Annotated in this window: 15 protein-coding genes and 1 riboswitch; all 15 genes read left to right on the forward strand. The window is 38.3% G+C overall.

Annotated features, from left to right (window positions below; all coding sequences use genetic code 11):
• The first annotated feature begins 243 nt into the window (after positions 1–243).
• Positions 244–352, forward strand: a riboswitch (TPP riboswitch).
• Positions 353–429: 77 nt separating this feature from the next.
• The 15 genes from thiC (at position 430) to EO118_RS02900 (ending at position 14,090) form a co-directional block, all read left to right on the forward strand.
• On the forward strand, positions 430–1,734 hold the full coding sequence (gene thiC / locus EO118_RS02830) for a phosphomethylpyrimidine synthase ThiC (protein ID WP_127068538.1): 1,305 nt from the start codon (positions 430–432) through the stop codon (positions 1,732–1,734).
• Positions 1,735–1,906: 172 nt separating this feature from the next.
• The gene (locus tag EO118_RS02835; RefSeq protein ID WP_127068539.1) at positions 1,907–2,620 is read left to right on the forward strand and encodes a hypothetical protein; all 714 of its coding nucleotides are present in this window, start codon (positions 1,907–1,909) and stop codon (positions 2,618–2,620) included.
• 1 nt (position 2,621) lies between these two features.
• The gene (locus tag EO118_RS02840) at positions 2,622–3,314 is read left to right on the forward strand and encodes a hypothetical protein (RefSeq protein ID WP_164723899.1); all 693 of its coding nucleotides are present in this window, start codon (positions 2,622–2,624) and stop codon (positions 3,312–3,314) included.
• 229 nt (positions 3,315–3,543) lie between these two features.
• Complete coding sequence (locus EO118_RS02845) at positions 3,544–4,125, forward strand: hypothetical protein (RefSeq protein WP_127068541.1); 582 nt, start codon at positions 3,544–3,546, stop codon at positions 4,123–4,125.
• Between the two features lie 209 nt (positions 4,126–4,334).
• Positions 4,335–5,060 (forward strand): 30S ribosomal protein S2, encoded by a 726-nt coding sequence (gene rpsB / locus EO118_RS02850; RefSeq protein WP_062402636.1) that lies wholly within the window; start codon positions 4,335–4,337, stop codon positions 5,058–5,060.
• A gap of 121 nt (positions 5,061–5,181) precedes the next feature.
• Positions 5,182–5,865, forward strand: coding sequence for a translation elongation factor Ts (gene tsf / locus EO118_RS02855; RefSeq protein ID WP_009352758.1), 684 nt, complete (start codon positions 5,182–5,184; stop codon positions 5,863–5,865).
• A gap of 76 nt (positions 5,866–5,941) precedes the next feature.
• A complete protein-coding gene (pyrH, locus tag EO118_RS02860) occupies positions 5,942–6,661 on the forward strand; it encodes a UMP kinase (protein WP_009352746.1) in 720 nt (239 codons plus the stop codon).
• Positions 6,662–6,673: 12 nt separating this feature from the next.
• On the forward strand, positions 6,674–7,234 hold the full coding sequence (gene frr, locus EO118_RS02865) for a ribosome recycling factor (RefSeq protein ID WP_009352764.1): 561 nt from the start codon (positions 6,674–6,676) through the stop codon (positions 7,232–7,234).
• Positions 7,234–7,491, forward strand: coding sequence for a hypothetical protein (locus tag EO118_RS02870; protein ID WP_009352768.1), 258 nt, complete (start codon positions 7,234–7,236; stop codon positions 7,489–7,491). Before frr ends, EO118_RS02870 begins: the two co-directional genes overlap by 1 nt.
• Positions 7,463–8,230: an isoprenyl transferase gene (locus EO118_RS02875; protein WP_127068542.1), complete on the forward strand. Its 768-nt coding sequence runs from the start codon at positions 7,463–7,465 to the stop codon at positions 8,228–8,230. Before EO118_RS02870 ends, EO118_RS02875 begins: the two co-directional genes overlap by 29 nt.
• Before the next feature lies 1 nt (position 8,231).
• Positions 8,232–9,050 (forward strand): phosphatidate cytidylyltransferase, encoded by an 819-nt coding sequence (locus EO118_RS02880; protein WP_127068543.1) that lies wholly within the window; start codon positions 8,232–8,234, stop codon positions 9,048–9,050.
• Between the two features lie 24 nt (positions 9,051–9,074).
• Positions 9,075–10,235, forward strand: a complete 1,161-nt coding sequence (locus EO118_RS02885; RefSeq protein WP_127068544.1) for a 1-deoxy-D-xylulose-5-phosphate reductoisomerase — start codon at positions 9,075–9,077, stop codon at positions 10,233–10,235.
• Positions 10,229–11,248, forward strand: a complete 1,020-nt coding sequence (gene rseP / locus EO118_RS02890; protein WP_127068545.1) for an RIP metalloprotease RseP — start codon at positions 10,229–10,231, stop codon at positions 11,246–11,248. Before EO118_RS02885 ends, rseP begins: the two co-directional genes overlap by 7 nt.
• Positions 11,249–11,257: 9 nt before the next feature.
• Positions 11,258–12,334: a flavodoxin-dependent (E)-4-hydroxy-3-methylbut-2-enyl-diphosphate synthase gene (ispG, locus tag EO118_RS02895; protein ID WP_127068546.1), complete on the forward strand. Its 1,077-nt coding sequence runs from the start codon at positions 11,258–11,260 to the stop codon at positions 12,332–12,334.
• A gap of 19 nt (positions 12,335–12,353) precedes the next feature.
• Positions 12,354–14,090 (forward strand): proline--tRNA ligase, encoded by a 1,737-nt coding sequence (locus tag EO118_RS02900; protein ID WP_127068547.1) that lies wholly within the window; start codon positions 12,354–12,356, stop codon positions 14,088–14,090.
• Positions 14,091–14,412 lie beyond the last annotated feature (322 nt).

Genomic DNA, 14,412 nt, shown 5'->3' on the forward strand with positions numbered 1-14,412 from the left:
AAAAAAGGGACTAAGTCATCCGCAGATAACTTAGTCCCCACAGTGTTCCCTCAGGTCCACTGTTTACTCGTTGTGACTTCAGTATACTACGGATAGGGAAAAAAATCAATTATTTTAGAATAATAAATCCTTTTGGTTTCTAAAACTTGCCAATTACTTACAGTATACCACTTTGAAAATAAAACACAACGAGTTACTATAAAAATCCACCATTTCATGCTATACTATAAGCAAGTAAATATTTTAGATTTGCAAGGGAGCCTATGTAATAGGCTGAGAAAGGACTATGAAGTACCTGACCTTTTGACCTGATCGGGATCATGCCCGCGTAGGAAGCACGCTGACATATGTGGGTATCGATGTAATGTCGATACCTTTTTGTGTATAGAGTACCCCAAATAGGCTCCTTTGTAATGAAAGGAGCTTTTTATGTTTTACACACAAATGCAAGCAGCCCAAAAAGGCATTGTTACCGATGCGATGAAAGTGGTAGCAGAAAAAGAAAATATGGATGTTGAAGTATTACGAGACTTAGTGGCAAAAGGGCATGTAACGATTCCTTGCAACAAGCATCATACGTCTTTACAACCAGAAGGAATCGGTCAGAAGTTGCGCACGAAAATTAATGTGAACTTAGGTACATCCAAAGACTGTACAGACTATGAAGAAGAGATGAAAAAAGTCCATCATGCAGTGGCATTAGGTGCTGAATCTATTATGGACCTGTCTACACATGGGGATACAAAAGTGTTCCGTCGGTTGTTGACAAAGGAATGTCCTGTTATGATTGGAACCGTGCCTATCTATGATAGCGTTATCCATCATCAAAAGGACTTAGGTGAATTGACTGCAGAAGACTTTATTTCTACTATCCGTCTTCATGCAGAAGATGGTGTAGACTTTGTTACCTTACACTGTGGTATTACACAACATACGGTAGAACAAATTAAACGACATAAACGGAAGTTAAACATCGTGAGCCGTGGAGGTAGTTTAGTCTTTGCTTGGATGTCCATGACTGGTCAAGAAAATCCTTTCTATGAATACTATGATGAAATCTTAGACATTTGTGCAGAATATGACATGACTATTTCCCTTGGCGATGCTTGTCGTCCTGGTTGTTTAGCGGATGCTACAGATATTTGTCAAATCGAAGAACTCGTTCGACTTGGGGAATTAACAAAACGGGCTCGTGAACGTGGTGTACAAGTGTTGGTGGAAGGTCCTGGTCATGTACCATTGAATCAAGTCCAAGCCAATATGGAAGTTCAACAAACAATCTGTGACGGAGCACCATTCTATGTATTGGGACCATTGGTGACAGACATTGCACCAGGCTACGACCATATTACAGCAGCTATCGGTGGTGCAGTGGCAGCCATGCATGGGGCAGCGTTCCTTTGCTATGTAACACCAGCAGAACATTTAGCATTACCGGATGAAAACGATGTTAAAGAAGGTATTATGGCTTTCAAAATCGCAGCGCACGCCGCAGACATTGCAAAAGGTATACCAAATGCACAAGACCGTGATGACCGTATGGCAGAAGCGCGCCAAAAACTCGATTGGGAAGCGCAATATGCAGTGGCATTAGATCCTGAAAAAGCACGTCGCATCCGTGAAAGCCGTGCCCCAGAAGAAGGACACAAAGAAGCTTGCAGTATGTGCGGAAAATTCTGCGCCGTACGGAGCATCAACAAAGCCTTAGAGGGCGAGAAAATCGATATATTATAAAAGAGAAACGAAACAGCCAACTCTTGAATAGGAGTTGGTTGTTTTGTTGTATAGATAAATTGATTATAGCAATGTAATTGATGTATTATATAGATAGTAAATATGTTTTTGTGTAATGCAACTAGTGAATTTACATGAGAGTAACATTTGAGAAGATTGTTTTTTGAGGTGCATGATGAAACAATGGAAACTATTGGCATTGGGATGCGCTCTATTGGCGCTAACTGGTTGTGCAAGTATGGATTCTATTATCCAAGTAGATAGTGACTTTAGTGGGAAATGGGAGGCGCAATTGCATATTCCTGAACCTTTGAGTAAAACGGATTTAGAAGCTGGGTTTGACGACAGTGTAAATAAAATTATTTATGACCGTAAGCATATAGGTGATGAAACATTTGAGGAACAACAAAATAAAAAAAAAGAGAATCTGAAACAGTTTAGTGCAAAACATATTAAGGTAGAGGCTGTTGATGAAGCTGGTAAGGCTTTGAATAATCAAACAGATGCTAAATCTGAATATTGGAAAATTACAGCTTCTTTTTCAGATGAAAGTGAATTAACTAACAGTTACAGAATTATTTATGGTGCCATAGATAAACCTGAAGCGCTACATGTTATCTATCCTTATGGTGAAGAAAATAATGCATATATGTTTTTTATGGGAAAATCCTATGGAACAACAACTATTACAGTAGATGGTGATATTAAAACCGATTTCAAAACTGATGGAGTTGTAAATGGTAATTCAATTACTTTTGAAAAAGATCGAAATATCCGATTTGTGTTTCTAAAAGCATCTCATACTGTTAGAAATGTAATGATTGGATTGGTAGGATTAGGTGTAGTGCTTGGTGCCTTTATGATTTGGCGAAAACGAGGTCAATAGAATGAATATTAAGAAATGTATGCTAATTATACTGGGCATAATGATGATGGGATTAGCTTTCATAGGGTGCACATCTGATACAGTAATCGGAGACAATCCCGATTTGTCGGGTACATGGTATCATTATAACCCTCCTTATGAAGACAACGGCTATAATGGTGGGATTGTTTATAAAATAACGTTTGAAAAGGTGAGTGACCATGTATATAAAATGACTGAATCTAAGTTTTATATGCGTAATGTATATGCGAAACATCAGTTGGTAAACGAAAATGAATATGGTACAGATCATTCAAAAATTACTAAGTTAGATATTGCAAAGGGACCAAACAAAAATGGAGTAGTACCTATCTATGATGACGCTTATGAATGGGTGCCTTACTATGATGAAATAAAAGAAGATATGTTAATGACAGTCAGAGATGGTAAAGCTTATGATGCTGCGTTTGGCGCTACCCACACAATTAAGAAAGAAAATGGTAAGTTGATGCTTGTCAGCGGTAACGATGACAACTCTATTATGTATAAAACGGACGACTCTTTCTTTACATTTGCTAACAAACAAGAAGCAGCTAATATCAAAAAGAAAGTGGATATCGATAACGCTAAACAGCCCAATGAAGCATATCAAATACGTAATATCACGTTCACTGTGAAAGAAAGTGATAAAAAAGTGTATGCTCATTCTAATTAATAAAATATAGATGAGATAAAATTGATAATTCTAATATGATGTATACATAGAAGATATATTGAAAGAAAAAACGAACAAGACATATGTTGGTAGAACTAGAGTATATATGATGGAAAGCCCTAAAGTTTGAAAAGACATAAAATTTTTGAGAAAGATTGATTCATACAGACATTATGATGTATGATAGTAATAACATATATGTATTTTAGTTATTTATGTGAGGTGTGCTATGAGAAAAAGAACAGCAATCGCTCTTGTATTAGCTAGCGTTTTTGCAGTCAATGCAGGAACTGCTACAGTAGAAGCTAGTTGGTTAAGTAAAACGTTGAAGAAATTAGATAATGCTTTGGGAGTTCCTGATAGTAATACGCAGGTGACAAAACAGAGTGATGGATATTTACATTTACCACAAGCAGGAGAACGATGGATTTTGATTTCTGAAAATAAATACTATAAAACATACCTCGATAGAACTAAAGTATATGCAAGAGGTGAAGCTCAGGATCGAGTTGTTAGAGGTGTTTTTAAGCGAGAATTTACACCTTTGGGATCTCAATGGTTAGGTGGGTTTGGAGAGATCAAACCAGATGTAGTAACAGTAGAATATTACTCGAATGAATATTATGTAAATTCAGTGTCTTTTCATAATTATGGAACGTATTCTATACCAACTTCTTATTATGACGTTCATGGTAACTTAATTTACCGAAATGGTAGTATAGAACGTAAATACTATGGTAATTATATCCCGGATTCCGAAGAAGAACACATTAAAGATAGACTATTCCACATGTTCGGTTGGGATTACTAATAGTACATCGACAGCCGTGTTCTCATAAGTAATTAATAACCACTAGGGTAAATAAATATAATGCATGATTTCCCCTTGCTTTCACCCCACATTTTGTGCTATACTAACCAAGTATGAATACACACGCAACTAGACTATCAGTTCTGTGCGCAATTTCGCGTTTGCTGAGGGATGAGAGTTGCGGAGGTTTTTTAACAGGAGGTGCCAACATGGCAGTAGTATCACTTAAACAATTATTAGAAGCTGGTGTTCACTTTGGACATCAAACAAGAAGATGGAATCCTAAAATGGCTAAATTCATCTTCACTGAACGTAATGGTATCTATATCATTGACCTTCAAAAAACTGTAAAAAAAGTAGAAGAAGCGTATGATTTCTTACGTGAAGTAGCTCAAGAAGGTAAAACAATCCTTTTCGTAGGTACTAAAAAACAAGCTCAAGAAGCTGTAAAAGAAGAAGCTCTTCGTGCGAATATGTACTTCGTTAACGAACGTTGGTTGGGCGGTATGTTGACTAACTTCAAAACTATCGAAGCTCGTATTAAACGCTTAAAACAATTAGAAAAAATGGCTGAAGATGGAACATTCGAAGTTCTTCCAAAAAAAGAAGTAATTCGTCTTCGTCATGAATGGGAAAAATTAGAAAAATATCTTGGCGGTATTAAAGATATGCCAGAAATGCCAGGTGCACTTTTCGTAATTGACCCTAAAAAAGAAAAAATCGCTATCGCAGAAGCTAAAAAATTAGGTATTCCTGTAGTAGCTACTGTGGACACTAACTGTGATCCAGACGAAGTTGATTTCCCTATCCCAGCAAATGATGACGCTATTCGCGCAGTTAAATTATTAGCTGGTAAAATGGCTGACGCTATTTTAGAAGGTCGTCAAGGTGAACAAGACGCTTTCGGTACAGAAACTGCTTCCGAAGAAGCTTAAGAATCTGTAAGATTATTTAACAATATATACAGACATAGTCTTAATTGATAAATAAGTAATAACGATGTAAAATTAAGGTAAGGCTAAGGTCTTACCTTAATTATTTATAGGAGGAAAAATCATGGCTCAAATTACAGCAGCTTTAGTAAAAGAATTACGCGACATGACTGGCGCAGGTATGATGGATGCTAAAAAAGCATTGGTAGAAGTTGATGGCGATATCCAAAAAGCAGTTGACTTCCTTCGTGAAAAAGGCTTAGCAGCGGCAGCTAAAAAAGCTGGTCGTATTGCAGCTGAAGGTGTAGTAGCATCTTACATTCATGGTGGTGGACGTATCGGCGTATTAGTAGAAGTAAACTGTGAAACAGACTTCGTTGCTAAAACTGATGATTTCCAAGCTCTTTGTAAAGATGTAGCAATGCAAATTGCAGCAGCTAACCCAACATACTTAAAACGTGAAGATGTTCCAGCTAATATAATCGAACATGAAAAAGCTGTATTGATGGAACAAGCTAAAGTAGAAGCTGAAGAAGACGTTAAAGCTGGCCGTAAACCAAAACCAGAAGCAGTTCTTGAAAAAATGGTAGCTGGCCGCGTTGAAAAATTCTATAAAGAAAACTGCCTATTAGAACAAGTTTTCATTAAAGACGGTGAAAAAACTGTACAAGCTATGATCAATGAAGCAATCGCTAAAATCGGTGAAAACATTAACGTACGTCGTTATGTTCGCTATGCTTTAGGCGAAGGTATCGAAAAGAAACAAGACGATTTCGTTGCAGAAGTTATGGCTACTGTAGGTAAATAAGTACGGAGATAAGAGAACACCGCAAGTGTTCTCTTATTTTTGAATTATTTGTTAGAAACGTCATAAGGAGAAGGACATGAGTGAACGTAAATTTAAACGTATCGTATTAAAACTTAGCGGTGAGGCCTTAGCAGGTGATCAAGGATTTGGCATTAACCCACAAGTGGTAGAACCATTGGCACAGGAAATTGCTGCACTTTCCAAAGAAAGTGGTATTGAAATTGCTATCGTTGTAGGTGGTGGAAATATTTGGCGTGGTCTATCCGGTAGTGCTAAAGGTATGGATCGTGCATCTGCTGATTATATGGGTATGATTGCAACAGTGATGAATGCTATTGCATTACAAGATGCTCTTGAAAATGCAGGCGTAGCAACTCGTGTTCAAACAGCGATTGAAATGCAAGAAGTAGCAGAACCATACATTCGTCGTCGTGCTATTCGTCACTTAGAAAAAGGTCGTATTGTTATCTTTGCAGCAGGTACGGGTAATCCATACTTCTCTACAGATACAACAGCTGCTTTGCGTGCTGCTGAAATCGAAGCAGATGCTATTTTAATGGCGAAAAAATTTGCTGATGGCGTATACGATTCCGACCCTAAAACAAATCCAAATGCTGTAAAATTCGATGAATTAACATACATGGATGTAATCAGCAAAGAATTGAAAGTAATGGATGCTACATCAACTACATTATGTAAAGATAATCATATTCCTATCGTTGTATTTAGCATGGATATTCCTGGTAACATCACACGTGCTGCTAAGGGAGAAGCCATCGGTACTATCGTAAAATAAAAGGTGAACACTATGGAAATTAAAGAAATTATTAGCCGCGAAGAAGCGCGCATGGATAAAACAATTGAATCCTTAAAACATGAATTTGCTAATGTTCGCACAGGTCGTGCGCATACATCTTTGTTGGATTCCGTTATGGTAGATTACTATGGTGCCCCAACACCTGTTAATCAAGTGGCAAACGTATCTGCTCCAGATCCTCGCATGATTTTAATCGCTCCATGGGATAAAACTATGATTGGTGCTATTGAAAAAGCTATCTTAACATCTGATTTAGGATTAAACCCTAATAATGATGGTGAGGCTATTCGTTTGGCTATCCCTCAATTGACAGAAGAACGCCGTAAAGAATTAGTAAAAGTAGTAAGCAAAAAAGCAGAAGATGCTAAAGTTGCAGTCCGTAACATTCGTCGTGATGCTAATGATGCAATCAAAAAAGAAGAAAAAGCGAAAACAATTACTGAAGATGTGTCAAAAGATGGACAAGAACAAGTTCAAAAATTGACTGACAAAAAAATTAAATTAATTGATGAACTTCGCGATATAAAAGAAAAGGATGTTATGTCTGTCTAATGGAGCATACATCTATTTTGGGATTTCCATGGCAGCTTGCACAGTCTCTTTTGCAGGCTGCCTCTATCCCTTTTACTACAAAAATAGAAAAGAACTATAATCGGTTCTTTTCCATTTCTTCCGAAGAATGTTATGTAGGCCGTGTCATAGTAAAAGAAGGCGCATGGGAGATAGTTCTCTTTCATCCTATGGTAGCCAGTCATGTGGCGCAGTCAAATGAGGTACAGTATGCTAAAAAACTTATGGAAGAAAAGTAAACATCAAGAGAGACCGACTATAGATCCAACGAATATTCCAGAACATATTGCCATTATCATGGACGGTAACGGTAGATGGGCAAAGCGTAAAGGCATGCCACGGAGTATGGGTCATCGCGCAGGTGCGGAAGTATTAAAGGATATTGTGAAAGCTGCCCAAAGATTTGGTGTGAAAGCACTGACTGTATATGGTTTTTCCACAGAAAATTGGAAACGCCCAGAAGAAGAAGTCAGCCTGTTAATGGGTCTTATTAAAGAGTATTTACTTTCAAATGTAAAGCGAATGCATGCGGAAGGCGTGCGTATTCGTTTTGTGGGAGATATTACTAAGCTATCTGAAGAGTTACAAAACATCATCAAAGAATCTGAGGATTTGACACAAGAAAATACAGGAATTACTTTGCAATTAGCAATTAACTATGGGGGACGTGACGAACTCACTCGAGCTACAAAGCGGATTGTCCAGGATGTGGCAAGCGGTATCATCTCAGAGGAAGATATTACAGAAACATTGATTTCTTCCTATTTAGATACACAAGAATTTGACCGTGTAGATTTACTGATTCGACCAAGCAATGATGCACGTATCAGCAATTTTTTACTATGGCAAATTGCCTATGCAGAGTTCTGGTTTACCCCTTTACATTGGCCAGATTTTACACCGCAGGTGTTGGAAGAAGCCATTTTGGCATACCAACAGCGTGAACGTAGATTTGGTGGTTTAAAAGAGGAGAAATAATATGTTAAAAACCCGTCTCATCACAGCTTTGATTGGCGTTGTCTTGTTGGCGGTTGCCATCACCTATGGGGGCCTATTTTTTAATCTTGTGATGTCCGTGTTGGCTTTCATTGGTTGGGTAGAGTGTGTCAGCTTATTTCGCCATATGAAACGCCGTTTGTTACCATTATGGGGACTAATTTATATTGTTCTTGTATGCGGTTCCTTAGTGTTTGGTAACTATCCATTAGCAATATTTCTAGGCGTTTTTGTGATGTTGGCTATGGTCATTGAATATACCTTCTGCAACGGAAAAATAACGCTTTCAGCAGTACAATCTACCATCAGTAGCTTGTTGTATGTCACAAGTGGCTTTATAGCACTGATGGTGTTACGTGATAATAAAATCTATGAAAATACGAGCTATTACGCAGATCAAGATGGGTTCGGTTTGGCTGTCATCTGGCTTGTGCTAATCTCTATTTGGGCTAGTGATACATTTGCCTATTTTGTGGGTCGCTCCATTGGTAAACGAAACATTGTACCTAGCATTAGCCCTAATAAAACCTTAGAAGGCTTTATTGGTGGTTTCATTGGCTGTGTTTTGACAGGATGGATTGGCTCTATTTGCTTAGGATTACCAATGAATTTTGGTGTTGGTATAGGTATAATTGTCGGCATATTAGCACCGCTAGGAGATTTATTTGAATCTAAATTAAAACGTGAAGCAAATAAAAAAGATTCTGGTACATTATTGCCTGGTCATGGTGGTGTTTTAGATCGTTTTGATAGTCTACTATTTGCGGCACCATTGGTATTGGCATATATTCTTATGCTGTAATGATTTAATCTTAAGGAGACCTTTATGAAAGCTATAAGTATTTTAGGCTCCACGGGGTCTATAGGAACACAAACGTTAGATGTCATTCGTCAACATCCAGATCAATTTCAAGCAGTGGCATTAGTAACACATAGCAACATTGATTTGCTAGAACAACAAATTACAGAATTTAATCCAATTATGGTGGGTGTTGTAGATGAGCGGGCTTATTCTATACTGAAAGATCGTTATCAAGGGCCTACAGAGATTGTAGGAGGCAAAGAAGCCTTGATTCTGGCAGCTACCTTGCCAGAAGCGACAATGGTGGTCACTGCCGTAGTAGGAGCAGCTGGAATTGAACCAACTATGGCTGCGATTCAGGCCAAAAAAACGATTGGACTTGCTAATAAAGAAACCTTAGTGGCTTGTGGTTCTTTGATTACAAAGGCAGCACAAGACTATGGCGTGTCGATTTTACCCATTGATAGTGAACATAGTGCAATTTTTCAGTGTTTGGAAGGGCAAGATAAAAGTAATGTTGAGAAGTTAATTATTACAGCTTCAGGCGGTGCCTTACGTCATTGGAAATCGGAAGATCTTTATAGAGCAACAGCAAAGGATTGTTTAGCCCATCCCACATGGAATATGGGGAACAAAATTACTATTGACTCAGCTACTTTATTCAATAAAGGATTAGAAGTCATTGAAGCTCATTGGTTGTTTGATTTCGATTACGATCATATTGATGTAGTAGTACATCCCCAAAGTATTGTACACTCTATGATTCAAATGAAAGATGGAGCTATTTTAGCACAATTAGGGAATCCAGATATGCGTGAGCCTATTCAATATGCGATGACCTATTCAAAACGATATCCATTACAAATGGAACATTTAGATTTTACTAAGGGATTAGATCTTCAGTTTATGGCACCTAGGTGGGATGATTTTCCTGCCTTACGGCTGGCTTTCACAGTGGGAAAAGAAGGTGGTTATGCACCTGCTGTATTCAATGCAGCCAATGAAATGGCGGTGTATGCTTTACTGGATGAACGAATTACTTATGGACATATATATGAAGTAGTTTCAACCGTTCTTGGACGCATGAATAATGGTGTACCTGCATCTATTGATGATGTACTGAGCATGGATGCGTGGGCAAGACAAGAAGCTACGAAAGAAATACAAAGGAGAAGTGCATGTTAATTACAATTTTAGGAGCTGTCTTTGTATTCGGGGTGATTGTTATGATTCACGAATTAGGACATTTTCTAACGGCGAAAGCCTGCGGCATGCGTGTTGATGAATTTGCTATCGGCATTGGCCCTAATGTTATACAAAAACAAAAAGGAGAAACACTTTACTCTTTACGTCTTTTGCCATTAGGTGGATTCAACAAAATTGCTGGTATGGATCCTTCTGAAGATGCAGGTGACCGTGGGTTCAACAGCAAACCTGTATGGCAACGATTTATCGTGATCGCTGCGGGTGCTACATTTAATTTTTTGTTGGCTATTGTGATATATTTTTTTGTATTCGCCTTTCATGGCACTACAATTCCATCTCATGAACCAATTATCGGAGATACCTTAGCAGGAAATCCAGCAGCTACAGCTGGTATCCAAAAAGGAGATAAAATTGTATCTATCAATGGTCAATCCATTACAGAATGGAAGGATATTACAGAGTCTCTGAAAGGCCATAGTAATCATGTAGTATCTGTTACATTAGATAGAAATGGTGAGAGTATATCTACCACTGTCATTCCTCGTGAATCTGGTGATAGAGCTGTCATCGGTATCAATCCAGTATTAGAAGTAAAAGAGTACGGTATTGGTGAATCTGCAGTGCAAGCATTGACACATACTGGATCTACTCTTGCTGATATGGTACAAGGTTTATGGAATATTGTAACAGGGCACAGTAAAGGCGATGTAGCTGGTCCTATCGGTGTAGCACAAATGGCGGGGCAAGTAGCACAACATGGTTTTATCAGTTTGTTGCTATTTACCGCTTTATTGAGCCTTAACCTTGGGGTGATTAACTTATTGCCTATACCTGTACTAGATGGGGGTCATTTGATACTGTTACTACTAGAAGGAATGACAGGCAGAAAATTACCAGAAAAAGCATTGCAATACATTCAAATGACTGGTGTAGGTCTATTGCTATTAGTCTTTGTGTATTCTACATTCCAAGATATTCTACGATTATTTTAGAGGTATTCTATGATAGAACGTAAACCGACAAAAGGTATTCAAGTGGGTACCGTACATATTGGAAATCAAGCACCTGTCAGTATTCAGTCTATGATTACAACAAATCCTGTGAAAGTAGACCAATCTATTGAGGAAATCAATCGTCTTGCCACTGCAGGTTGTGAATTGGTGCGTTTAGCCGTTCCTGATATGGCGGCAGCAAAAGCCATCAAAGCTATCAAAGAACGTGCCATGATTCCCCTCATTGCAGATATCCATTTTGACTACTGCTTAGCATTACAAGCTATTGAAAGTGGCATCGATGGCCTTCGCATTAATCCAGGAAATATTGGTAGTATCGATAATGTAGTAAAAGTTGTGGAAAAAGCTAAGCCTAAATTGATTCCTATACGAATTGGTGTCAATGCCGGTTCCTTACCACAACATATATTAGATGCTCATGGTGGTCATCCTACAGCGGATGGTATGGTGGAAACCGCATTAGAACATATTCGTATTTTGGAATCTTTACGATATGAACAAATGAAAGTTTCCATTAAAGCCACAGATGTGCCCTTAATGATTGAAGCATATCGGAAATTATCTAGTAAAATACCATATCCATTGCATTTAGGTGTCACAGAAGCAGGAACTATCAAACAAGGTACTATTAAATCTGCTATCGGTATTGGAACACTCTTAGCCGATGGTATCGGTGATACGATCCGCGTCTCCTTAACAGGAGATCCAATTCACGAAGTGGAAGTGGCCAAGACCATTCTTAGTTCTTTGGAGCTTCGTACCTTTGGAGCTACTATGATATCTTGTCCTACGTGCGGTCGTTGCCAGGTGAATTTATTTAATATGGCAGAGATTGTAGAAGAGCGATTGAAGTCTATTAAAGCTCCCATTCGTGTAGCTGTTATGGGCTGCGTTGTAAATGGTCCTGGAGAAGCACGAGAAGCAGATTTTGGTATTGCTGGAGGAAAGGGACAAGGAATTATTTTTCGCAAAGGAAAAGTGTTAAAAACTGTACCAGAACAAGAATTAGTAGATACCTTATTTGCTGAAATCGATCAATATCTTTTAACGTTAGAAGAAAAGTAAAAATATAAAGGAGTAAGTTATGTTAGCAAGTCGCTTATATGCACCAACATTACGGGAAATGCCATCCGATGCTGATGTAATTAGCCAACAATTAATGCTACGCGCTGGCTTTGTTCGTAAGGTAGCAGGTGGTTTATACACCTATTTACCATTAGCGTGGCGCAGTATCCATAAAATTAATGCCATTATCCGTGAAGAAATGGCAGCCATTCACAGCCAAGAAATTATGATGCCTATTCTTCAACCTAGTGAATTATGGGAAGAATCTGGTCGTTGGGCTGCGTACGGTGCAGAAATGATGCGTATTTCCGACCGTCATGGCCGTGAATATTGTCTAGGACCCACTCATGAAGAAATGGTAACTAATCTAGTTCGAGGCGAAGTAAACTCCTATCGTCAATTGCCGTTGAGTTTGTATCAAATTCAAAATAAATATCGCGATGAACGTCGTCCACGCTACGGATTAATGCGTAGCCGTGAGTTCATTATGAAAGATGCCTATTCCTTTGACATCGACGAAGAGGGTATGAGCAAATCTTTTTGGGATATGTATGAAGCATATAGCAAAATCTTCAAACGTTGTGGCTTAACATGTAAACCAGTAGAAGCAGATAATGGCGCTATTGGCGGTTCTGGTAGTTTTGAGTTTATGGCATTGGCGGAATCTGGAGAGGCAGATGTCATCCACTGCACAAAATGTGACTATGCAGCGAATATTGAAATTGGGCAACCAAAAGCATTGGAAGTGGAAGTAGAAGAAGCTAAGGAATTAGAAACTGTATCTACACCAGATGCAAAAACAATTCAAGCTGTAGCAGATATGTTGGAATTACCATTAGAAAAAACAATTAAAGCCGTAGTGTACAACATTGAAGGTAAAGTTATTTTAGCTATTGTTCGCGGTGACCATGAAGTAAATGAAATTGCTGTACAACGTGCTGTAGAAGGTGGTATTGAACCAGAAATGGCTACTCCAGAAGATTTAGCTCGTGTGGGATTAACAGCAGGTTTCATTAGCCCAGTGGGACTTTCACAATCAGAAGAGTTCGCCATTGTAGTGGATGAAACAGTGATGAATTTACACAATGTATGTGGTGGCGCTAATACAGCAGATGCACACTATATTAATATCAATCCTAACCGTGATTTCAATGTAGATGACATCATCGTAGCACCAATTCGTTTGATTACCTTAGACGATCCATGCCCTAAGTGTGGTGGTCAACTTCGTATCGACAAAGGTATTGAAGTAGGTCAAGTATTCAAATTGGGTACAAAATACTCCGAATCTATGAATGCTACCGTATTGAACCAAGGCGGTCGCCCAACTCCATTCCAAATGGGTTGCTATGGTATCGGTGTAGGCCGCACATTGGCAGCTGCGATTGAACAAAGTTATGATGAAAATGGTATCATTTGGCCAGTAGCGATTGCTCCATTTGAGGTTGTCATTGTTCCTATCAATGCGAAGGATGAAGCTTTAATGGAAGTAAGTGAACGCTTGTATAAAGAGATGAAACAAGCTGGCGTTGATGTATTATTGGACGACCGTAAAGATCGTGCAGGCGTTAAATTTAAAGATGCTGATTTGATTGGCTATCCTGTTCGTATTACAGTAAGTAAAAATACCATCGAATCTGGTGAAGTAGAATTGCGTGTACGTAAAGATGGTTCTACAAGCACAGTAAAAATCGATGAAGTGACCACATCCGTACAAGGATTACTTCGTCTGCTAAAAGATGGATATACTATGTAATGACTCAAATTTAATTGCATAGAGATAGAAAGAACGACTCATTGAGGATTCCTTGATGAGTCGTTTTGTCATAGGTAAAAGTGAAAAAGATTTCGTATTTCATAAAATCAAATATACTTAAAAGCGTAACTATACGTATACTATTTAGTCATATAGCATGAAAAATGTACATTTCAACTAGATAAAGTCATAAAAAAGGAGTAGAATGAGGGTAACTGATTGATAATTTCATTTACAGGCGGGTTATTTCAAACTTTTTGTGTCATATATCAATATGAAACGAAACAAGTTATTGTTAGGCTTAATTGCCATGTCCATGGTC

Source organism: Veillonella sp. 3891 (assembly GCF_003992315.1).
GTDB lineage: Bacteria > Bacillota > Negativicutes > Veillonellales > Veillonellaceae > F0422.